The organism is Candidatus Methylomirabilota bacterium (assembly GCA_035315345.1).
Lineage (GTDB): Bacteria > Methylomirabilota > Methylomirabilia > Rokubacteriales > CSP1-6 > CAMLFJ01.
Genome location: DATFYA010000105.1, coordinates 81,100 through 102,935, shown reverse-complemented (window position 1 = coordinate 102,935; position 21,836 = coordinate 81,100). Strand labels below are relative to the sequence as shown.

At 73.1% G+C, this 21,836-nt stretch carries 20 protein-coding genes; 10 read left to right on the top strand and 10 right to left on the bottom strand.

Annotated features, from left to right (window positions below):
• Positions 1 to 17: 17 nt before the first annotated feature.
• Positions 18 to 1,064 carry a GntG family PLP-dependent aldolase gene (locus tag VKN16_14445; GenBank protein ID HME95403.1) on the bottom strand — a complete coding sequence of 349 codons (1,047 nt, stop codon included), beginning with the start codon at positions 1,062 to 1,064 and terminating at the stop codon, positions 18 to 20.
• Positions 1,065 to 1,167: 103 nt separating this feature from the next.
• Between VKN16_14445 and VKN16_14440 the strand changes: the two genes are divergently transcribed.
• The 8 genes from VKN16_14440 to VKN16_14405 all read left to right on the top strand — a co-directional run bounded on the left by VKN16_14440 (position 1,168) and on the right by VKN16_14405 (position 8,363).
• Entirely contained in the window at positions 1,168 to 1,845 is a 678-nt protein-coding gene (locus VKN16_14440) for a response regulator transcription factor (protein ID HME95402.1), read from the top strand.
• A complete protein-coding gene (locus VKN16_14435; protein ID HME95401.1) occupies positions 1,842 to 3,245 on the top strand; it encodes an ATP-binding protein in 1,404 nt (467 codons plus the stop codon). The genes VKN16_14440 and VKN16_14435 overlap by 4 nt, the downstream gene beginning before the upstream one ends.
• Before the next feature lie 70 nt (positions 3,246 to 3,315).
• Entirely contained in the window at positions 3,316 to 3,960 is a 645-nt protein-coding gene (locus VKN16_14430) for a Fe-Mn family superoxide dismutase (GenBank protein ID HME95400.1), read from the top strand.
• A gap of 10 nt (positions 3,961 to 3,970) precedes the next feature.
• On the top strand, positions 3,971 to 4,357 hold the full coding sequence (locus VKN16_14425) for a hypothetical protein (GenBank protein HME95399.1): 387 nt from the start codon (positions 3,971 to 3,973) through the stop codon (positions 4,355 to 4,357).
• A 74-nt stretch (positions 4,358 to 4,431) separates the two neighbouring features.
• Positions 4,432 to 4,986 (top strand): tetratricopeptide repeat protein, encoded by a 555-nt coding sequence (locus VKN16_14420; protein HME95398.1) that lies wholly within the window; start codon positions 4,432 to 4,434, stop codon positions 4,984 to 4,986.
• Positions 4,987 to 5,050: 64 nt separating this feature from the next.
• Complete coding sequence (locus VKN16_14415; protein ID HME95397.1) at positions 5,051 to 6,520, top strand: DegQ family serine endoprotease; 1,470 nt, start codon at positions 5,051 to 5,053, stop codon at positions 6,518 to 6,520.
• A 303-nt stretch (positions 6,521 to 6,823) separates the two neighbouring features.
• The gene (locus VKN16_14410) at positions 6,824 to 7,792 is read left to right on the top strand and encodes a sigma-70 family RNA polymerase sigma factor (GenBank protein HME95396.1); all 969 of its coding nucleotides are present in this window, start codon (positions 6,824 to 6,826) and stop codon (positions 7,790 to 7,792) included.
• Positions 7,793 to 7,835: 43 nt separating this feature from the next.
• A complete protein-coding gene (locus tag VKN16_14405; protein HME95395.1) occupies positions 7,836 to 8,363 on the top strand; it encodes a DUF488 domain-containing protein in 528 nt (175 codons plus the stop codon).
• 2 nt (positions 8,364 to 8,365) lie between these two features.
• Here VKN16_14405 and VKN16_14400 read toward each other — a convergent pair whose 3' ends face one another.
• The 4 genes from VKN16_14400 to VKN16_14385 all read right to left on the bottom strand — a co-directional run bounded on the left by VKN16_14400 (position 8,366) and on the right by VKN16_14385 (position 13,573).
• Entirely contained in the window at positions 8,366 to 10,585 is a 2,220-nt protein-coding gene (locus tag VKN16_14400) for a DUF6600 domain-containing protein (GenBank protein ID HME95394.1), read from the bottom strand.
• A gap of 27 nt (positions 10,586 to 10,612) precedes the next feature.
• Complete coding sequence (locus tag VKN16_14395; protein HME95393.1) at positions 10,613 to 10,897, bottom strand: hypothetical protein; 285 nt, start codon at positions 10,895 to 10,897, stop codon at positions 10,613 to 10,615.
• A 136-nt stretch (positions 10,898 to 11,033) separates the two neighbouring features.
• Positions 11,034 to 12,191, bottom strand: coding sequence for a MalY/PatB family protein (locus tag VKN16_14390; protein ID HME95392.1), 1,158 nt, complete (start codon positions 12,189 to 12,191; stop codon positions 11,034 to 11,036).
• Between the two features lie 194 nt (positions 12,192 to 12,385).
• Positions 12,386 to 13,573 carry a thiolase family protein gene (locus VKN16_14385; protein ID HME95391.1) on the bottom strand — a complete coding sequence of 396 codons (1,188 nt, stop codon included), beginning with the start codon at positions 13,571 to 13,573 and terminating at the stop codon, positions 12,386 to 12,388.
• Between the two features lie 152 nt (positions 13,574 to 13,725).
• Here VKN16_14385 and VKN16_14380 point away from each other — a divergent pair, with 152 nt between their 5' ends.
• Positions 13,726 to 14,946: an ABC transporter permease gene (locus VKN16_14380; GenBank protein ID HME95390.1), complete on the top strand. Its 1,221-nt coding sequence runs from the start codon at positions 13,726 to 13,728 to the stop codon at positions 14,944 to 14,946.
• Positions 14,939 to 16,051, top strand: coding sequence for an efflux RND transporter periplasmic adaptor subunit (locus VKN16_14375; protein HME95389.1), 1,113 nt, complete (start codon positions 14,939 to 14,941; stop codon positions 16,049 to 16,051). The genes VKN16_14380 and VKN16_14375 overlap by 8 nt, the downstream gene beginning before the upstream one ends.
• Positions 16,052 to 16,072: 21 nt before the next feature.
• On the opposite strand, the gene VKN16_14370 is transcribed toward VKN16_14375, so the two are convergent.
• The 5 genes from VKN16_14370 to VKN16_14350 all read right to left on the bottom strand — a co-directional run bounded on the left by VKN16_14370 (position 16,073) and on the right by VKN16_14350 (position 21,830).
• Positions 16,073 to 16,939 carry a DNA-formamidopyrimidine glycosylase family protein gene (locus VKN16_14370; GenBank protein ID HME95388.1) on the bottom strand — a complete coding sequence of 289 codons (867 nt, stop codon included), beginning with the start codon at positions 16,937 to 16,939 and terminating at the stop codon, positions 16,073 to 16,075.
• Between the two features lie 16 nt (positions 16,940 to 16,955).
• Entirely contained in the window at positions 16,956 to 17,753 is a 798-nt protein-coding gene (locus VKN16_14365; GenBank protein ID HME95387.1) for a glucose 1-dehydrogenase, read from the bottom strand.
• Between the two features lie 104 nt (positions 17,754 to 17,857).
• Positions 17,858 to 18,661 carry an RluA family pseudouridine synthase gene (locus VKN16_14360; GenBank protein HME95386.1) on the bottom strand — a complete coding sequence of 268 codons (804 nt, stop codon included), beginning with the start codon at positions 18,659 to 18,661 and terminating at the stop codon, positions 17,858 to 17,860.
• Complete coding sequence (locus tag VKN16_14355) at positions 18,658 to 21,168, bottom strand: FtsX-like permease family protein (GenBank protein ID HME95385.1); 2,511 nt, start codon at positions 21,166 to 21,168, stop codon at positions 18,658 to 18,660. The genes VKN16_14360 and VKN16_14355 overlap by 4 nt, the downstream gene beginning before the upstream one ends.
• Positions 21,165 to 21,830 carry an ABC transporter ATP-binding protein gene (locus VKN16_14350; protein ID HME95384.1) on the bottom strand — a complete coding sequence of 222 codons (666 nt, stop codon included), beginning with the start codon at positions 21,828 to 21,830 and terminating at the stop codon, positions 21,165 to 21,167. Before VKN16_14350 ends, VKN16_14355 begins: the two co-directional genes overlap by 4 nt.
• Between the last annotated feature and the right edge of the window lie 6 nt (positions 21,831 to 21,836).

Below are 21,836 nucleotides of genomic sequence, written 5' to 3'. Positions count from 1 at the left end.
GCCCTGTCAAGCGGCCCTCAGGCCGAGAGCACGCGCGCGAACGCCTCCACCGCGGTGTCGATCTGCTTGCGCGACACGTCCAGGTGCGTGACCGCGCGCAGCCGGGTCTCGCCCATCACGCTCAGCCGCACCTGCGCCGCCGCCATCAGCCGCTCGGCCAGGCCGGCCGCGGTGAGCCCGGGGCGGGCCACGTCGAAGATCACGATGTTGGTCTCGACGTGCGCCGGGTCCAGCACGATGCCGGGCAGCCCTGCGATGCCTCGGGCCAGCGCCCGGGCGTTGTCGTGATCCTCGCCGAGGCGGTCCACGTGATGCCGGAGGGCATAGACGCCGCCCGCCGCGATGATGCCCGCCTGCCGCATCGCGCCCCCCAGGGCCTGCTTGTAGCGCCACGCCTCCTCGATGAAGGCCCGCGACCCGGCGAGGCAGGCGCCGACCGGAGCGCCGAGCCCCTTGCTGAAGTCGATCCACACCGAGTCCACCGCGGCCGCGTAGGCCCGGGCGGGCGTCCCCGACGCCACCACCGCATTCAGCAGCCGCGCCCCGTCCATGTGCGTGGCGAGCCCGAGCGCCTTCGCGGCCGCGCTCACGTCGGCCACCGCGGCGAGCGGCCAGACCCGGCCGCCGCCCAGGTTGCTCGTGTTCTCGATCGAGACCAGCCGCGTCGGCGGCGCGTAGCGCGAGCGGGCGTGCGTGCCGGCGCGGACCTGGGCACCGGTGAAGACGCCGCGCTCGCCGTCGAGTCCGGTCATGAGCACGCCCGAGAGCAGACCGGGGCCGCCGCCCTCGAAGTGGATCAGGTGCGAGGTGCGGTCGGCCAGCACCTCGTCGCCCGGACGGGTGTGGACCTTGACCGCGATCTCGTTGCACATGGTGCCGGACGGCAGGTAGACCGCGGCCTCCTTGCCGAGCAGCTCGGCCACCATCTCCTGCAGCCGGTTGACCGTCGGGTCCTCGCCCTTCTGCTCGTCACCCACCTCGGCCTCGCACATGAAGCGGCGCATGTCCGGGGTGGGCTTCGTGAGGGTGTCGCTGTAGAGATCGATCACGATGCGGTCCTCCATCGCACGTCGTGGGAGCTCGTGGACCACCCGCACTCCCAGGGTGGTCTCCCGGGGCGGGCCCGGCTTGCGGTGCCCTCCACCGGGTGGGATTCTACCTCCGGACATGCGGATCCTCGTGGTCGAAGACGAGCGCAAGGTCGCCTCGTTCATCCGGCAGGGGCTGGTCGAGGAGGGCCACGCGGTCGAGGTGGCGGCGGACGGCGCGGCCGCGCTCGACGCCATCGCGGAGGGCCCGTCCTACGACCTGGTCGTCCTCGACGTCATGCTGCCCAAGCGCGACGGCTTCAACGTGCTGAAGACGCTGCGCGAGAGCCGCGTGCAGACGCCGGTGCTCCTGCTGACCGCTCGCGACGGGGTGGCCGACAAGGTGACCGGCCTCGACCTGGGCGCCGACGACTATCTCGCCAAGCCGTTCGCCTTCGAGGAGTTCCTGGCCCGGGTGCGGGCCCTGCTGCGCCGCAGCCGGGGCCGGGCCGAGCCGGTGCTGCGCGTCGGCGAGCTCACCCTCGATCCGGCTACCCGCGCGGTGAGCCGCGGGCGCCGCCGCATCACCTTGACCGCGCGCGAGCACGCCCTGCTCGAGTACTTCATGCGCAACGCGGGCCGCGTGCTGAGCCGCCCCATGATCACCCAGCACGTCTGGGGCATGGATTTCGATCCGGAGAGCAACATCATCGACGTGTACGTCGGCTACCTCCGCCGGAAGATCGACGCGGAGGGCGAGCCGCGCCTGCTCCAGACCGTCCGCGGCGCCGGCTACACGCTGAGCGCCGAGCCGTGAAGCGGCCGTCACTGTCGATCCGCACCCGGCTCACCCTCTGGTACAGCGGCGTGCTGCTGGCCATCCTCGTGACCATCAGCGTGCTGTCCTACTCGTGGCTGCGCTTCGGGCTCCTCCAGGATCTGGACGCCTCGCTCCTGACCGTCGCCCAGGTGGTGAAGGACACCGGGGCGCAGGCGCGGGGCGCCCGCGACCAGGAGGCGATGCTGCGGGAGCTGCTCGGGCCGGAGCTCTACGACAAGTTCTTCCAGCTGCTGGATCCCGAGGGCCGGCCGCAGGCCGCGCCGGCGCCGCCGCGGGCGGGAGCGCTGCCGCTCTCGCCGGGCGCGCGCGCGCGGGCGGCGCGCGGGCAGAACACCTTCGAGACGGTCGGCCTCGTGGGCGCCGAGCCGGTGCGGGTCCTCACCATGCCGATCGTCCGGGACGGCCGGGTGGTGGAGATCGTGCAGGTCGGGATGCTGCTGCGTCGGGCCCGCGCCACGCTCGATCGCTACGTCGACACCCTGACCGTGCTGATCCCGCTCGGGGTGGGGCTGGCCGCCCTCGGCGGCGCGATCATCGCCCGCGTCGCGCTCCGCCCGCTCGACCGCATGACGCGCACCGCGCGCCGCATCAGCGCCGAGGACCTGAGCGAGCGGGTGGAGCGGCCGCGCACCGGCGACGAGCTGGACCGGCTGGCCGAGACCATGAACGACATGCTCGCGCGGCTCGAGCAGGCGTTCGCGCAGAGCCGCCGGTTCGCGGCCGACGCCGCGCACGAGCTGCGAACGCCGCTGGCCGCGCTCCGCGGCACCACCGAGGTGGCGCTTCGCGGGGACCGGTCGCCCGGGGAGTACCGGGCGGTGCTGACCTCGAGCCTCGAGGAGGTGGAGCGCCTCATCCGGCTCTCCGAGGACCTGCTGCTGTTCTCGCGCGCCCAGGCCGGGCCCGAGCCCGCGGGCGAGCGCGTCGATCTCGAGCCCATCCTGCTCGAGGGCCTCGACGCGGGCGCGCGGCTCGGCCAGGCCGCCGGGGTGAGCGTGCGTATCGAGAGCGCCGCCCCGGCGGTGGTGCAGGGCGACGCCACCGCCCTGCGGCGCGCGCTGTTGAACCTGGTCGAGAACGGGGTCAAGTACACGCCCCGGGGCGGCAAGGTCGAGCTGAGTCTGGTCGCGGACGACGGCACCGCGTCGCTGACCGTCTCGGACACCGGCATCGGCGTCGATCCCGCCGACGCCGAGCGCGTGTTCGAGCCCTTCGTGCGCCTCGATGCGGCCCGCAGCCGCGACACCGGCGGCGCCGGGCTCGGGCTGGCGATCGCCCGCTCCATCGTGACGGCTCACCGCGGGACGCTCACCGTCGAGTCGCGACCGGGGTCGGGGAGCCGCTTCACCATCCGCTTGCCCCTGGCGTCCGCCTGACCGCTCTCACCCGCCTCTCATCTGTCTCTCATGTGGCCCTGCTAGGGTTGGCCCAGGGAGGGCACCCACGATGCCACCAGCCAAGCAGAAGCCGTATGTCGAGCAGCGGTTCGATGGGCTCCGGGGACTGGACGGGATCTCCGACGACCAGATCGCCGAGCATCTGTCGCTCTACTCGGGCTACGTGCGCCAGGTCAACGCGCTGAACGCCGAGCTGGCGGGCCTGCGCGACCACGGCCGAGCCTCCGGCCGCGACGCCGAGTTCGCCGAGCTGACCCGTCGCATGGGATTCGAGTACAACGGCATGATCCTGCACGAGTACTACTTCTCCAACCTGTCGAGCGGTGCGCGGGCCAAGCCCGATCCGACCTCGCCGATCGCTCGCGCCCTGGCCGAGTCGTTCGGCTCCGTCGAGCAGTGGCGTACCGACTTCCAGGCCATCGGCGGGATGCGGGGCGTCGGCTGGGTGATGCTGTGCCAGGACCCGATGACCCGGCGGCTGACCAATCACTGGGTCAGCCTGCACCAGAACGGGGTACCCGCCGGCTTCAAGCCGCTCCTCGTCATGGACGTGTGGGAGCACGCCTTCATGCGCGACTACCGCGCGACCGAGCGGGGGCGGTATCTGGACGCATTCCTGCGCAACATCGCCTGGTCGGTGGTCGAGCATCGGCTCGTCGAGCCGATGGCGGTTCGCCCGTCGGCCGCCGCCTGAGGCGCGCCGGGTGGCCACCGAAATCCAGGCCGTCGCCCAGCTGACCGCGTTCGGTCACGAGCCGCGCCCCGCGACCGCGACCGTCGTCGAGCAGGCCCCCGGCGCCCGCCTCGGGCGGGTGCTGCGCGGGCTCGGCATGTTCTGGGGGCTCGCGGCGGTGAGCGTCTTCATCCCGGTCGCGCACTTCCTGCTCGTCCCGACCTTCACGGTGGCCGGGATCGTGATGGCGGTGAAGCGCGCCCACGAGGATCGGCGGCTGATCGTGCTGCGCGGGACCTGCCCACGCTGCGGGGCCGTCCACGAGCTGCGGCCGGGCGGGCGCTTCGTGGCGGGGCGCCGCGTGGATTGTCCCACCTGTCACGGCAACCTGACGCTCGTCATTCCCTCCGCCTCCTAAGCCACTTCTCATCTCCCTCTCACGGGTGGCTCACGTCGACCGGCTACGGTCAAGGCGACGAGGACGATCCGCACATGCACTCGAGACCCTGGTTCGCTCGCCTGCTCGCCGCCGTTGCGCTGGTCGCGACGGTGATGGGCCTCGCGCTCGGCGTGAGCGCCTGGCGCGCGCGCGGGCTGGTGGATTCCGGCGCGAGCCTCGTCCTCGACGGCGAGTACCTGCCCGCCGCGCGCGAGCTGACGCGGGCGGTGGTGGCCGCGCCGCGCGATGCCCGCGCGCACTACTATCTCGGGCTGGCCTACGCGGGCCTCGGACAGCACGCGGCCGCGCTGAGCCATGCCCGCGACGCGGTGCGGCTGGCCCCGCGCGACCCGCAGTACGAGGCGGGCCTCGCCACCGTGCTGCTGGACGCCGGCCGCGTGGGCGACGCGATCGGCCATCTCCGGCGCGCCGCCGAGCTGGAGCCGCGCTCGCCCGACATCCGGCTCCTGCTCGCCGACACCCTGCGGCGGGCGGGGGACGTGGAAGGCATGGAGGAGCAGTACCGGATCGCGATGCACCTGGCTCGGGGCAGCGCCCTCGGCGCCGTCGCCCATGAGCAGCTGAAGGCCGCGCAGGGACGGCCATGACCCCGAACGATCACCCGAACCTCGAGCGACGCCTCGAGCCAATTCTGAACAGGGAGAGCGTGTGATGAATCGATTGACGACTCGATATCGCGCCGCCGCGGCGGCGGTGGTGGTGGCCGCGGTGGCCGCCATCGTCGGCCTGGCGCCGCACCTCGGATTCACCAGCACCACCACCCCGCTGTGGAGCGACCGCACGGTCGCGGTCAGCCCGAGCCCGACGGTGCCCGCGCCCAACTGGGTCGACCTGGCCAAGACCCTGAAGCCGGCGGTGGTGAACATCAGCACCAAGCGGGTGGATCAGCAGACGCCGATGCAGAGCCCCTTCGGCGACAACGAGCAGCTCCGGGAGTTCTTCAAGCGGTTCGGCGTCCCGCAGGAGTCGCAGCCGCACGCGGTGCGCAGCCTGGGCTCGGGCTTCATCGTGAACCCCGACGGCTACATCGTGACCAACAACCACGTGGTGGACGGGGCCACCGAGATCCGGGTGAAGATGGACGACGGCCGCGAGCTCAGCGGCAAGGTGGTGGGCCGCGATCCCAAGACCGACCTGGCGCTTCTGAAGGTGGAGGCCAGCGGGCTGCCGGTGATCCCGTTCGGCGACTCCGCGCAGCTGCGGGTGGGTGAGCCGGTGATGGCCATCGGCAATCCCTTCGGGCTGGAGCAGACCGTCACCACCGGCATCGTGAGCGCCACCGGCCGGGTCATCGGCCAGGGTCCCTACGACGACTTCATCCAGACCGACGCGTCGATCAATCCGGGCAACAGCGGCGGGCCGCTCATCAACTCGCGCGGCCAGGTCGTCGGCATCAACAACGCGATCTTCAGTCAGTCCGGCGGGTCGGTCGGCATCGGCTTCGCGATCCCGATCAACCAGGTCAAGCCGGTGGTGACCCAGCTCGCGTCCACCGGCAAGGTGACGCGCGGCTGGCTCGGCGTCAGCATCCAGTCGCTCACGCCGGAGCTGGCCAAGGGCTTCCAGATGTCGGAGAACGCGGGCGCGCTCGTCGCCTCGGTGCAGACGGATTCCCCGGCGGCCCGGGCCGGCCTCAAGGCCGGTGACGTCGTGACCCAGTTCGACGGCCAGAAGATCGCGCACCCGGGCGACCTGTCCCGGCTGGTGGCCAACACCCCGGTCGGCCGCAAGGTGGCGCTCAACGTGATCCGTGACGGCAAGCCGATCACGCTCGACGTCACCGTCGCCCAGATGGAGGAGCCCGGCCAGCAGGTGGCCTCCGCGTCGGGCGACGAATCGAAGGGGGCGCTCGGCCTGAGCGTCGAGCCGCTCACGCCGGACCGGGCCCGGGACATGAAGCTGGCCGACGCGCACGGCGTGCTCGTGCGCGGTGTGCGCGACGGCAGCCCGGCCGAGACCGCGGGGATCCGGCCCGGCGACGTCATCACCGAGGTCGATCACCAGAAGGTGCCCGACGTGGCGCAGCTCAAGCGGGTGCTGGACCAGCACCCCAAGGGCGCGCCCATCGTGGTCATGATCCAGCGCGACGGGGCCAGCCTCTACGTGGCCCTGACCGCCTAACGTCTCTCACGCTGCACTCGAGGGTCGGCCCGGCCGCGCGCTTCGGCGGCCGGGCCGACCCGGAGGATCGCCACGCGCCCGGCCACGTCCTTCTCCAGCCATCGCGAGCCCGTCACGCTGTACCTGCGCGAGATCGCCGCGATCGATCGGCTGACCGCCGCGCAGGAGATCGAGCTGGGGCGTCGAATCGAGGCGTGCCGGCTGCTGCGACGCCGGGCGCTGGCCGGCCTGCCCGACGGCCTCGACGCGCTGCTCGGCCTGGCCGAGGGCCTGATCGCGTCCGGCCGCGCGCTCGAATCCATCGTGGTCGTGTCGGGCGGCGAGACCCTCACCGAGCGCGAGCGTCGCCGGATCCGGCGGGCCGTCGCGCGGCTGCGGCGTCTCCGGCCCCGCGTGACCCGCTGCCGGCAGGCCTACCGCGCGGCGGGCCGGCTGGTCGAATCGCTCCCGCTCAAGGTGAGCGTGATGGACGAGCTGGTGGCGACGGTGAGCCGGCGCGGTCCCGACACGCGCGCCGCCCGCTGGCGGCGGGCGCTCGCCGAGCTCGAGGCGAGCGACCGGGCCCTCCGCGAGGCGCGCCGGGCGCTCATGGAAGCCAATCTCCGCCTGGTCGTCTCCATCGCCAAGCGCTACGTGGGCGGCGCGCTCACCCTGCTCGACCTGATCCAGGAGGGCAACCTCGGGCTCATGAAGGCGGTCGAGCGCTTCGACCACCGCCGCGGGTTCAAGTTCTCGACCTACGCGACCTGGTGGATCCGACAGGCGATCGGCCGCGCGCTGGCCGATCAGTCCCGCACCGTCCGGCTGCCCGTCCACATGGTCGAGCTGCTGGGCAAGCTGGCGCGCGCCCGGCGAGACTTCCGGGCCGAGCAGCAGCGCGAGCCGACCGCCCGGGAGCTGGCCGGCCGCGCCAGCCTGCGCGAGGAGACGGTGCAGCTGATCGAGCGGGCGGCCGCGCAGCCGCTGTCGCTCGACGCGCCCATCGGCGAGGATTCCTCGCTCGGCCAGCTCGTGCCGGATCTGCTGATCCCGTCGCCCGACGACGAAGCGTTCCGGGACGATGTGATCCGCCGGGTCCAGGAGGCGCTGACGGCCGTGCCCCTCCGCGAGCGGGAGATCCTCTCCCGACGCTTCGGGCTCGACGGAGGCGAGGAGCAGACGCTCGAAGAGGTGGGCGACCGGATGGGCGTGACCCGCGAGCGCGTCCGCCAGCTCGAGGCCCGCGCGCTCCGACGTCTGGGCCGCCTCCTGGATGAGCCGTCGTCGCCCTGAGCCGCGAGCGCGCCCCGCGGCTGTGGCAGACTCGGAGTCGATCATGTCGAGCCGGGCGCTGTACACGATCGGCCACTCGACGCGGACCGCCGACGCGCTGGTGGAGCTGCTCCGCGCCCACCGGATCGAGATGCTCGTGGACGTGCGCACGATCCCACGCTCCCGCCACAACCCGCAGTTCAACCGCGACGCGCTGGCCCAGTCGCTGGCCGCGGCCGGCATCGATTACGCGCACCACCCGGCCCTCGGTGGGCTCCGCCATCCCCGCAAGGACTCGGTGAACCTCGGCTGGCGGAACGCCTCGTTCCGGGGCTACGCCGACTACATGCAGACCGCCGAGTTCGCGCGCGCCCTCGATGCGCTGGAGGCGCTGGCCGATGCGCGGCGCACCGCGATCATGTGTGCGGAGGCCGTCCCGTGGCGCTGCCATCGCGGCCTGATCGCCGACGCCCTCACCGTGCGCGGCCGGCCCGTGCTCCACATCCAGAGCGCGGGGCCCGCGGCGCCCCATCGCCCCACCCTTTTCATGCGGACGGTGGAGGGCCGGCCCGTCTACCCGCTCCCCGACTGACGTCAGCGGCGATCGCGCTCGGTCCGCGACGCCGGATGGGACGAGCCGCCCGCGCGCTCTCCGCTCGGGCGCGGATGCGCCAGCGGGCGCGTCTCGGGTGGCCGCGGCGCGGGCCGCTCCACGCGGCCGCCCGGATAGAGCCGGTTTGCGGGCTGGCCGGGCAGGTTGCGCGGCGGCTGGCGCGGTGCCTGGGTCCGCGGCGCCGGCGCGGCCGGCCGCTCGGCGGCTCGCGCCGGCGCCGCGGACTGCGCCGGTCGCTCCGCAGGACGAGCTGGGGGCGCCGCCGGCGGATGCTGCGCCACGGGGGGCTGCGCCGGTGTCGCGGCGCGCGGCGAGTCGGTCGTTCGGGACGGAGCCGCCGCCGGTGGTGTCTCGCGCGGTCGCTGCGGTGCCGAGACCTGCGGCGGCTGGGGCTGACGCTGCGGCGCCGACGGCTGCGTCGTCTCGCGGGGACGCGGCGGCGTCTCACGCGGACGCGGTGGCGTCGGGGCCGTCGGCGTCTCGGGCGCCCGCTGCGGCACTGCGGGCCGGCCGGCCCGCTCGGGATCGCGGTGCGGCGCCACCGTCTGCTCGGTGGCACGCGCCGCCGGCGGCACGGTCGCCTCCGGTCGCCGCTCGGTGTCGAAGCGCGGAGCGCGTGGCGGCCGCGGCCGCTCCGGCCCGCTCTGGCCGAGCGGGGGGCGCGCGACCGCTTCCCGCGGCTCGCCCGGCCGCGGCGCGGGGACGATCCGCGGGGCCGCCTCGTGCGGCAGCGCGCGGGTCGCCGGCGCGCGCGTGGCCACCACCGGCCGCGCGAGCACCGCCTCGGGTGGGCGCACGCCGCGGCCGCCGGCCGCCGCGAAGCTCGCGCGATCGGGCCGCACGTCGACGGGACCCCGCACCGGCTGGAGGCGATGCGTGTCCACCTGACGGATGCGGGCCTCGGCCACCGGCCCGCGCCCGAAGCGATCCGGACGCACCGCGACCACCGCGTTCCGCACGCTCACGTTGCGGTACACGTTCACGTTGGTCACGTTGACGACCGTGGTGCGATTGATCACGACGTTGTTGACCACGCGCGGGCCGCCCCAGCCGCCCCACCACGGCCGGCCGACGAAGCCGGGCCGACCCCACCACGGCACGCACGGCTCGCCCCAGCCGAGCGCGACCCAGCTGACGAACGGGGCGCCCACCGCGACGTGCACGCCGGGCGCGCCGAAGAAGGCGACCAGCGCCGGGGCGTACACCGGGCGGACGACCACCGGGCCGGGCGCCCACGCCCAGACGGCGCCCAGGTGGACCCAGCGGCCGTAGTGATACGGGGCCCAGCCCCACGGCGCGACGTCGACCCAGCTCCAGCCGAAGCGCGGATCCCAGATCCAGCGTCCGGTGGTGTAGGGCGCCCAGTCGGCCGCCACACCGTCCGGCACCCACACCGACCCGTACTCGGAGACCACCCGCCACGTGCCGTGCTGATCCAGATCGTCGATGCCCGAGATGCCCTCGGGCGCGTAGCGCGCGCTCACGGTGTCGACGAGGGCGTCGGTCCGCGCGTAGTTCCAGCGGTCCCACACGTCGGGCTCGGGGGCGACGAAGCGCTGCCCCGCGGCGCCGTCGGCGCCCAGGACCACCTGCTCGCTCGTGGCGACGGCGACGGACTGGCCGCCTCCCGACGCGACGGTGGTCATCGTCGCGGTCCCCCCGCGCCGGGTGATGAACGAGGTGCGATCGGGCGTCACGTCGACGCGGAAGTAGCCGGGCCGGTCGATCGTGAAGGCGGCGGCCGGCGTGTCCAGCTCGATGGCCCGGCCCGGATCGAGCGCGCGCAGGTCGAGCGAGACGTGGCCGGCCGCGATCTTGAGCTGCAGGAAATCGGGCTCGTGGTTCTCGATACCGATCTGGCTGTCGCCCCAGCCGCGCACGAATCCCCGCGCGTCGAGCTGGATCTCGAGGTGGCCGCGGTTGCCGGTGTAGAGCTGATCGCCCGCGGCCAGCGGCGTGTTGACCTGGGCGGGGACCCAGTCGTCGCCGCCGGGGCGCCAGAACGACACGTCGCCGTCGGTGTAGCTCAGCCGCGGGGGAGTCGCTGCGGTCGCGTCGGATTGCGCGCCCGCCTCACCGGCCGACGGCGCGGCCGCGGGAGGCGCGGGAGGCTCGGCGGCGCGGGCGCCGGGCGCGGTTCCGATCAGCACGGTCAGCGTCAGGACGATCGCGATCGCTCGCTTGCAGGTGGTGGCAATCATGGCTCGGGCCCTCCGGTCGGCTGCCCGTTATCGAGAAGGTGCCGGCAGAGACGGCACCTGATGACCTTTCGCGTACATGCACTGCACATAGGCATTGTCGTAGCGGCGCTGCACTTCGAAGGCGGGAACCTCGACGAACGCGCCTCTCACCTGATTGGCGGCCCACTCGCGGCAGACGTGCACGTCGGCCTGGAACTGCTCGAAGGGTTTGCCGGCGCCGGGCAGCACCAGCACGCTCGGCCCCGCGGGGGCCGTCGCGCAGCCGGCGCACGCCAACGTCGTCACCACCGCCGCCATCCATGTGGCACGCATTCATTCGTCTCCTGTCCATGCGGGGTCCGCCGATTCACGCCAGATCAGACGAGGGGTGGAGGCGGGGAATTCGGGAAGAAACGACCGGGATCGACACGTAAACGGCTCCGGGCGGAGCCGCGTCCAACCAGGCGGCTCAGCCGCCGAGGGCCCGCCGCATCCGCTCGAGGCCTTCGGTCAGCAGCGAGCGCGGCGTCCCGAAGTTGAGCCGCACGAATCCCTGTCCGCCCCGGCCGAACAGTGCGCCGTCGTTGAACGCCACCTTCGCGCGCTCGAGGAAGAAGGTGAACGGGTCCGCGGCGGCGGGTCCGGCGTTGCGGCAGTCGAGCCACGCGAGATAGGTCCCCTCGGGGGCGACCAGCGTCACGCCGGGCAGGTGCGTGCGGACGTAGTCGGCGAGGAAGTCGCGATTGGCCTCGAGGTACCGCATCAGCTGCTGCAGCCACTCGTGCCCGTCGCGGTACGCGGCCAGGGCGGCGGCGTAGCCCATGATGTTCACCTGGGCCTGCACGAAGTCGCCGCGTGCGGCCAGGAACCGCTCGCGGAGCGCGGCGTTCGGGATCACTGCGATCGAGACCTTGAGCCCGGCGAGGTTGAAGGTCTTGCTGGGCGCCATCAGGGTGATGGTCCGCTGCTCGACCTCGGGGCCGAGCGACGCCATCGGGATGTGCTGCTGGCCCGCGTAGAGCAGGTCGCAGTGGATCTCGTCGGCGATGATGGGCAGCGAGCGCTCGAGGCAGATCGCGGCCATGCCGGCCAGCTCGTCGCGGGTGAAGACGCGCCCCACCGGGTTGTGGGGGTTGCAGAGCAGGAACGCGCGAGTGCGGTCGTGGATCGCGGCGCGGAATGCGTCGAGATCGGCCACGTAGCGCCCGTCGCGCTGCCGGCCCAGCGGGGCCTCGTCGCGCGTGAGGTCGTGATTGCCGGGTGAGCGGAGGATCGGCGGATAGACCGGCACCTGCATCAACAGCCCGTCGCCCGGGCTGGTGAGGGCGCGGCACGCCACGTTGAAGCCGGGGATCACACCCGGGATCAGCACCACCGCCTCCGGCGAGACCTTCCAGCCGTAACGCTGCCGCACCCGCTCCGTGAAGACCTCGGCGAACTCGGCGTCCTCGAAGCCATAGCCGTACACGCCGTGCTCGACCCGCTCGCGCATCGCGCGCACCACCGGCTCGGGCGAGGGGAAGTCCATGTCGGCGACCCAGAGCGGCAGCACGTCGGCGGGATACTTGCGCCACTTGTTGCTGTTGGTGCGTCGGCGGTCGACGACGCGGTCGAAGTCGTAGATCATCGACCACCCCTCACCCTGCCCTCTCCCCTGAGGGGAGAGGGGACGGCGCGCGCCCCCACCCGCCGCGCTGAGGGGAGAGGGGACGGCGCGCCCTCACACCCTCTCCCCGTGAGGGGAGAGGGGACGGCGCGCCCTCACACCCTCTCCCCGTGAGGGGAGAGGGCAGGGTGAGGGGCGAATTCAACGCGGAGCGGTCACAGACAGGATTCGAACAGGCCCGCGGCGCCCTGACCGCCGCCGATGCACATCGTCACCACGCCGTACTTCGCCTTGCGGCGCAGCATCTCGTTGGCGATGGTGCCGACCATGCGCGAGCCGGTCATGCCGAAGGGGTGGCCGATCGAGATCGAGCCGCCGTTGAGGTTGAGCTTGTCCATCGGGATGCCCAGCTTGTCGCGGCAGTAGACCACCTGCGAAGCGAAGGCCTCGTTCAGCTCCCATACGTCGATGTCGTCCATCGTCAGGCCGTTGCGCTTGAGCAGCTTCGGCACCGCGTAGATCGGCCCGATGCCCATCTCGTCGGGCTCGCAGCCGGCCACCGCGAAGCCGCGGAAGATCAGCTTCGGCTTGATGCCGAGGGCCTTGGCGCGGTCCGCCGACATCACGAGCGTGGCGGAGGCGCCGTCGGAGAGCTGCGAGGAGTTGCCCGCGGTGACGGTGCCCTTGCCGCTGGTCTTGTCGAAGTGAGGCGGCAGCGACATGAGGCCCTCCAGCGTCGTGTCGGGACGGTTGCACTCGTCCTTGTCGACGTAGTAGTCCTCCTTGCCCACGATCTCCCCCGTCTTCTTGTCCACGATGCCGCGCACCACCTGCAGGGGAGCCAGCTCCTCCTTGAAGAAGCCGTCCTGCTGGGCCCGCGCGGTGCGCTGCTGGCTCACCAGGGAATACTCGTCCTGCATCTGCCGGGTGATGTTGTAGCGCTTGGCCACCACCTCCGCGGTGTCGCCCATCACCATGTAGATGCCGGGCTTCTTCTCCTTCACCCACGGGTTCGGGTCGCCGTCGCGCTTCATCATCGTGATCGATTCGAGGCCGCCGCCGATCGCGGCGTCGGCCTGCCCCATGACGATCTGGTGGGCCGCCATCGCGATGGCCTGCAGCCCAGACGAGCAGAAGCGGTTGACCGTCGTGCCCGCGACCGAGACGGGCAGGCCCGCCCGCACCAGCGCCACGCGCGCGACGTTGCTGCCCTGCGGCCCGTTCGGCTGGGCGCAGCCCAGGATCACGTCTTCGATCTCGGCCGGGTCGAGCTGCGGGGCCTTGCCGAGCACGTCCTTGATGCAGTGGGCGGCCAGATCGTCCGGACGGGTCATGTTGAAGGATCCGCGATGGGACTTGGCGAGCGGGGTGCGGGAGCTGGCGACGACGACAGCCTCTCTCATGGGGGCTCCTTTCTCGTGGGGGGTACGCAGGGGAGTATACCCGAAGCGCCGGGCTTCGGGGCGCGCCTTGGGTGGCCGCGGCCGCCTTTGACAAGGGCCGCGGGCTGTAGAAGAATCGGCGCCCTGAGGAGCCCACCCGCCTCCCACCGGCCATGCGTTTCGGCGATCACTGGCGTCAGGTCGGGATCAGTCTCTCGCGCCATCGACTGCGCACCGGCCTCACTGCGCTCGGCGTCTTCTGGGGGGTGTTCATGCTGGTGCTGCTCCAGGGCGTCGGCAAGGGGCTGGAGCGCGGGGTGTTCGAGATCTTCCGCGACGACGCTTTCAACAGCATCTGGGTGAACGGCGGGCACACCACGATGCCGTACCAGGGGCTGGTGTCCGGCCGGGCCATCCGGCTGTCCATCGACGACGTGGCCGCGGTCGGCCTGGCCCTCCCCGCCATCGGTGATCTCAGTCCGCGGCAGCGCTCCGACCGGCCGGTGGCCTTCGGCCGGCTGAGCCAGTCGTTCGAGATCCTCGGGATCCACCCCGGTTACCACGTCGTCGAGCGCACCATCCTGCGGCAGGGACGGCTCGTGAACTGGCGCGACGTGCAGGAGAACCGACGGGTTGCGGTCATCGGCAGCCGGGTGGTCGAGCTGCTCTTCCGGGATCGCGATCCGATCGGCGAGCGCATCGAGATCGGCGGCGCGGGCTATCTGGTCGTGGGCACCTTCACCGATACCGGCGGCGAGCGCGAGCTGCGCCGCATCTACATTCCCTATCCGGCCTATCAGCGCTCCTTCGGCCCCGACCGGCTGCTCGAGTCGATCACGTTCACGATTGCCGAGCACACCGATCCGGTGGCTCTGGAGGCCCGGGTCCGCGCGGTACTCTCGACCCGCCACCGGTTCGATGCCTCCGACCGCGCCGCGGTCTCGGTGTGGAACAACCTGGAGGAGTACAAGAAGTTCCGCGCCCTCTTCACCGGCGTGTCGGCCTTCGTGACCCTGGTGGGCGTGGCCACGCTCTGCGCGGGGCTGGTCGGGGTCGGCAACATCATGCTGATCGCGGTGCGGGAGCGCACCCGCGAGATCGGCCTGCGGAAGGCGGTGGGGGCGACGTCGCGGACGATTCTCACGATGATCCTGCACGAAGCGCTGGTGATCACGACGGTATCGGGATACGTGGGCCTCGTCCTTGGTGTCGGCTGCGTCGAGCTGCTGCGGCGCTCCGGCCTCCGGGCCGAGTACTTCCGCGATCCCGAGGTCGACCTGGCGGGAGCGGGGCTCGCCCTCGGGGCGCTGATCGCAGGTGGCGTCGTCGCGGGGCTGATCCCGGCGCGCCAGGCCGCGCGGGTCGATCCGGCCGAGGCGCTGCGCCATGAGTGACGAGCTGCCGGGCCGCCACGAGGGACGGGCGCGCCGCGCGGCCGTCGCGGTGCTCCTCGCCGTCTTCGCGCTCGGGCTCCTCGGCGCGTCCGCGTACCTCATCTACCCCAAGGCCCGGCGCTCGGAGGCGGAGTACCGGACGATCGAGGCGGCTCCCGCCACGATCCGGCGCGCCGTCATCGCCAACGGCACGATCGCTCCGCGCAAGGAGGTCAACGTCAAGCCGCAGATCTCCGGGGTCATCGAGAAAGTCCTGGTGGCGCGCGGCGACGTCGTGCGGACCGGCGACCTGCTCGCGGTGATCCGTCCGCTCCCCAACCCGGCCGACGTGAGCGCGGCGGAGGCCGAGCTGGACAGCGCGCGGATCAGTCAGCAGCACGCCGAGCAGGACTTCCGGCGCATCGAGCGCCTCTTCCGGCGAGATCTGGTGGCGCGCGCCGACTACGAGAAGCTCGAGCGGGACCTGCAGCTGGCCGAGCAGCGCCTCGCCGCGGCGCGCCGCCGGCTCGAGATCGTGATGACCGGCGCCTCGACCGCGCTGGGGCGGAGCGCCTCGGAGGTGCGGGCCACCGCCCCCGGGACCATCCTGGAGCGCCCGATCGAGATCGGGGCCTTCGTCATCGAGAGCAACACCTTCAACGAAGGCACGACGATCGTGTCGATCGCCGACATGTCCGATCTCGTCTTCCGCGGCAAGGTGGACGAGCCCGACGCGGGAAGCCTGCGCCTCGGGATGCCCGCGGCGGTGGCGATCGGCGCGCTGCCCGGGGAGCGCTACGACGCGCGGCTGGACTTCATCGCCCCCAAGGCGGTCGAGAAGGATGGTGTCACCACGTTCGAGATCCGCGCCGCCCTGACGCTCAAACCCGGGCGCGTGGTGCGCGCCGGGTACAGTGCGACCGCCGAGGTGGTGGTGGCGCACCGGGAGCGCGCGCTCGCGCTGCCCGAGCGGGCCCTGCAGTTCCGCGCGGGCCGACCCTACGTGACCGTCGAGACCGCGCCGGGGATCTGGGAGCCGCGGTCGGTCGAGCTGGGCGTCTCGGACGGCCTCACCACCGAGATCGTGAGCGGCCTCCGACCGGGCGAGCGCGTCCGCCTCGACTGAGCGGCCGCCGGGGCCGCCGCGTCAGCGCTGCGCCGACGGCACCCAGGCGGTGGTCCGCCCGCCGACCGTCTCGTGGCGGATGTGCTCGCCGCGCACGGTGGTGGCCGGCGGTCCGCCGCGCCGATGACCCCAGCGGCGGTGGAACAGCCACCAGCGGGGGAAGCGGTCGCTGTCGGAGCCCGCGCCCACCGCGCGGCCGATCACCGCGCGGATCTTGCTGCGCAGCCGCCGAGCCTCCGCAAGAGACAGCGTCCTGGCCCGGCGCTTCGGCGCGATCCCCGCCTGGTACAGGACCTCGTCGGCGATCCAGTTGCCGATGCCCGCCGCGAACGACTGGTCGAGCAGCACCGCCTTGATCGGCGCGTTGCGCTCCCGGAGCATCGCGTGGAAGCGCGCGGGGGTCGGCAGGGCGCGCCAGGCGTCGAAGCCCAGCGCGCTGATCGGCGGCTCGGCGGGCGGGTCCTGACGCAGCCGGATGCGGCCGAGCCGACGGCCGTCGGCCAGCGCCAGCTCGCCCCCGTCGGCGAAGCGCAGGTGCAGCTTGGTGAAGCGCGGTGGCCAGTCCGGCCGGCTCACGCGCCCGTCCGACACCAGCCGCACCGCCCGGCCCGTGGGGCCGCCCCGGTGCGGGCCGGACACATGAATGCCGCCGGTCATGCCGAAGTGGAGGCACGGCCACGGTCGCCGGTCCAGCTCGAGCCAGAGGTGCTTGCCGTGACGCCGCACCGCCCGCACGCGACGGCCGACCAGCGCGCGGCGAAAGCGAGCCGGGGTGACGCCTTCGAAGACGATCGGGTCGTCGGCGACGTGCGCCTCGACGATGCGACGTCCCGCCGCGATGTTCTGGGCCGCGCGCCGCGCGGCCTCGACCTCGGGCAGCTCGGGCACGGGAGGACCCGGACGATCAGCCCTCGCCGAGCTGGGGCGGCGCGCCGCCGTCGATCACGATGGTCTCGCCGTTCATGAACGAGGCCGCCGCGGAGGCGAGGAAGATGCAGGGATAGGCGATCTCCTCCACCGTGCCCCAGCGTCCCATGCCGACGCGGGCGGCCACCGTGTCGTAGGCCTTCTTGGCCGCGGCGGGGTCCTGCTTGGTGAGCACGCCCATGTAGCCCTCGGTCTCGATCGGCCCGGGCGCGATGCAGTTCACCCGGACGCCCCGGCGGCCCCACGCCATGCCCAGCTCGCGGGTGAAGGTGATCACCGCGGCCTTGGCGGCGCCGTAGTGCGACATCATGGTCGAGCCGTAGACGCCAGCGATCGACGAGATGTTGATGATGGAGCCGCCGCCCGGCTGTTCCATCATCTGCTTGCCCGCCCACTTGCAGCCGAAGAAGGTCCCGTTGAGGTTGATGCCGATCACCGTGTTCCAGCCGTTGGCCGAGATGTCCTCGACCTTGGCCCGGAACGAGGCCCCCGCGTTGTTGACCATGACGTCGAGGCGGCCCATCTCCTTGACGGTGCGCTCGACCAGGCCCTTGACCTGGTCTTCCTGTCGCACGTCGAGCGCCACGCAGAAGGAGCGGCGGCCCAGCTTCTGGATCTCGGCGGTGACCGGCTCCAGGTTCTCGATCTTGCGGCTTGCGATCACCACGTCGGCGCCGGCGCGGGCGAACTCGATCGCGATCGACTTGCCGATGCCGACGCCGCCACCGGTGACGATGGCGACCTTGTTCTCGATCGAAAAGGGCGACGCGGCCATGGCGCGAGTCTCCTCCGGCTCTCCCTCGGGGGCCTTCTCCCTCTCCCCTCCGGGGAGAGGGCAGGGTGAGGGGCGGCGCGCGGCCGCGCGCGCGAACGCGCGGATTATACCCAGTCGCCGGGCGGCGCGCTCTCGAAGGCGACGGGTCGCCGCGTGACCGGGTGCTCGAAGGCCAGCCGCATCGCGTGCAGGCAGAGCCGTCCCGCCGCGCTCCGGGGCCCGCCGTGAGCGAGGTCGCCCACGATCGGGCAGCCGGACTCGGCCAGCTGCACGCGGATCTGGTGACGGCGTCCCGTGCCCAGGCGCAGCTCGAGGAGCGTGCCCTCGCGGCGCCGGCCGATCACGCGATAGCGGGTGATCGCGAGCCGGCCGCGCGCCGCCGATCGCACCCGCAGCATCCGATCCTCGGCCAGCCGGCTCTCGAGCGTGCCCTCCGCGCGCGGCGGCCGGCCGTCGACCAGCGCCCGGTACACGCGCTCCACGCTCCGCGCCTCGAACTGCGCCTGGAGCGCGCGCTTCACCGGCTCGCTCTTGGCGAGCACCAGCAGCCCCGACGTCTCGCGATCCAGCCGGTGGACGATGAACGGCCGCTGCCGCTTGGCCGCGAGGTAGTCCCGGAGCAGGCGATAGACGGTGCGCGCGCGCTCCCGCTCGGTGGCGATGGTGAGCAGGCCGGACGGCTTGACCACCACCAGCAGCGCGTCGTCCTCGTGGACGAGGGTCAGCTCGCGCGGGAAGACCGCGCGCCGGCGCGCGCCGAGCCCGATCACCGCGTCCGGGCCGACCGGCAGCCGCCCGTCGCGGCACGCGCGGCCGTCGACGGTCACGCGCCCGCTCTCGAGCCACTGCCGGAGGCTCCGGCTCGACGCCTCCGGATAGAGCGTGCGCAGCCGCTCCGCGAGGGTCACTCGCCGCGCAGCACGCCGAGCGGCCGCCGCCCCAGGAGCCGCCGCGTGCCGAGGAGCCCGACCAGCAGCGCGAGCCCGGTCGCCGAGAGCACCCCGGCGAGCAGGGCGCCGGGCGCCCATCGTCCCGGCAGGTCGAAGGCCCAGCGCATCACCGCCCAGGCCAGCGCGGCGGCGAGCGCGCTGCCCGTGACCCCGGCGGCCGCGCCGAGGAGGACGTACTCGACCGCGAAGACGCGGGCGACGAAGCCGCGCGTGGCCCCGACGACCTTCAGGATCACCGACTGGTAGAGGCGCTGCTGCCGGGTGATCGCCAGCGCCCCCGCCATCACCACGAGGCCGGCCACGATGCTGAACGCGGCGACCAGCCGGACCGCGAGGGCGATCTGGTCGAGCACGCCGCGCACGCGCTCCAGGACTTCGCGGACCGGGATCGCGGTGACGTTGGGCAGCTCGGCCACCACCGCCGATTGCATGGGGCCTTCCCGGTCGGGGCGCGTCTGCACGGTGGCGATGAAGGTGCTCGGGGCGCCCTCGAGCGCGCCGGGCGAGAAGATCACGAAGAAGTTGGACGTGAGGCTGCGCCAGTCCACGTGGCGGAGATTGGAGACGCGCGCGGCGACGGGTACGCCCTGCACGTCGAAGGTCAGTCGATCGCCCGGACGCACCCCGAGCTGGCCGGCGATCTCCTCCTCCACCGAGATCAGCGGCTCCCCCGCCGCCTCGGCGGCCGTCCACCAGCGCCCCGCCACCACCGTGTTGTGGCGCGGTGGCTCCTTCGCCCACGTGAGCACGTACTCGCGCGTGAGGGCCCAGGTCTCCTCGCGACGCGTCCGCTCGGGCGGGGAGATCGGCGCGCCGTTGATCGCGGCCAGCCGGGCGCGCACTACCGGGGTCAGCTCGGCGGGCGCGATCGCGCCGTGCTCGGCCACGAGACGCGCGAACGGCTCGGCCTGATCGGGCTGGATGTCGATGAAGAAGAACGCGGGAGTCTCGTCGGGGCCGCGGTCGGTCATCTGCGAGCGCAGGCCGCTCTCGAGCACCGCGATGGCGACCACGAGCATCACCGCCAGCCCCAGCGAGACCAGCACCGGTCCCGCCTGGCTGCCCGGCCGGTGCAGGTTGGCCGCGCCCTGACGCCAGGCCGCCCCGCGCCAGGGCACCCGCCGCGCGAGGGCGACGACCCCGCGGGCGCCCAGGGCCAGCAGCCCGAGCGCGACCGCGAGGCCGCCCGCGAACAGCGCGCCGATCTTCCACGAGCCGGCCTGCCAGAGGGCGAGCGCAGCCAGCCCGAGCGCGATCGGCACCATCGCGAGCCACGGCCGGCGGCCGGGCCGGCGGGCCTCCGCCTCGCGGCGCAGGATCAGCGCGGGCGGCACATGCCGGATGCGGAGCAGGGGCCAGAGCGCGTAGAGCAGCGTCACGCCCACGCCCATCGCGAGCCCCCGCAGCACCGCGCGCGTCGAGAACGTCAAAGTCAGGTCGATGGGCAGCAGGCGCGTCAGCGCCGGCGCGAGCAGCGGCTGGATCAGGCTGCCGAGCGCGGCGCCGAGGAGGCTGCCGCCCAGCCCGAGCGCCGCGATCTGGAGCAGGTACGCGATCAGCAGCGGCCGCCAGCCCGCCCCGAGCGCCTTCATGATCGCGATCGAGGCCTGCTTGTCCGCCATGAAGGCGCTCACGCTCACCGCCACCCCGATGCCGCCGACCATGAGGGCGACCAGGCCGGTGAGGCCGAGGTACATCGTGAGCTGATCCCAGAACCGGCGGAGGCCGGGCTGGGCCTGGGTGTACGTCGTCACGCGCTGGGCGATCGGCAGCCGGGCGGCGGCGCGATCGCGAAAGGCCTCGGCGTTCCCGCCGTCCGGCAGGCGGAACAGGGTCCGATGGCGCACGCGGCTGCCCGGCTGGATGAGGGCGGTGCGGTCGAGATCCGCGGCCGCGATCAGCACGCGCGGCCCCAGCGAGAAGACGCCGATCGCGCGATCCGGCTCCTTCAGGATCACCCCGGTGATGGTCAGCTCGGCCGCGCCCACGCGGAAGGAGTCGCCCACGCGCAGCCCGAGACGGGACAGCAGCGACTCGTGCACCAGCGCGCGCCCGTCGCCGATGAGCGTGTCGAGCGCGCCGGCCGGCTCGGTCACCAGCGCCCCGTGGAGCGGATAGCCCGCCTCCACCGCCTTCAGCTCCACCAGCTGGGTCACGTGCGGGCCGGCCTGCGCCATCGCCACCACCTCGCGCACGCGCGTGACCGCGACGGACTCCCGCGAGAGGCCCGCGGCGGCCACGATCTGCTCGGGCGGCACCGGCAGGGGCTGGCTGCTGCGGATCTCCACGTCGCCGCCCATCAGGGATCGCGCCGAGTGCGCCACGGTGCGCTCGAGGCTGTCCGCGAAGCTGCCCACCCCGACGAGCGCGGCGACTCCGAGGGTGACGCAGGCGAAGAAGTAGCCGAAGGCGCGCCAGGCGCCCCGCGTCTCGCGCCAGGCGAGGCGGAGCACGAAGCCGGTCACTCGTCGCTCACGATGCGACCGTCGCGCAGGGTGACCACGCGATCGGCGTGCGCGGCCAGCGCCGCGTCGTGGGTGACCAGCACCAGCGTGCAGCCGAGACGACGATTGACGCCGACCAGCAGGTCGATGATCTGCTTGCCGGTCGCGGAGTCGAGATTGCCGGTGGGCTCGTCGGCCAGGAGCAGCGGCGGCTCGAGTGCGATGGCGCGCGCCACCGCGACCCGCTGCTGCTCGCCGCCGGAGAGCTGCACCGGATAGTGGTGGGCGCGCCCGGCCAGCCCCAGCTCGGCGAGGAGGGCCCGGGCCCGATCGCCCGCGCCGCGGCGCCCGGCCAGCTCGAGCGGCACCGCCACGTTCTCCTGCGCGGTGAGCGTCGGGATCAGATGATAGGACTGGAAGACGTAGCCGACGTGATCGCGTCGGAAGCGGGCGAGGGCATCCTCGTCGAGGGCGGTGACGTCGACACCCGCCACCTCGATGCGCCCGGCGGTCGGCTGATCCAGCCCCGCGACGAGCCCGAGCAGGGTCGACTTGCCGCTGCCCGACGGCCCCGCGATGGCGAGGAACTGACCGGCCGGCACCTCCAGCGACACGTCGGTGAGGATGGTCACGACCCGGCCGCCGCTGGCCAGCCGCATGGAGAGCCCAGACACGGAGATCATGGCGCC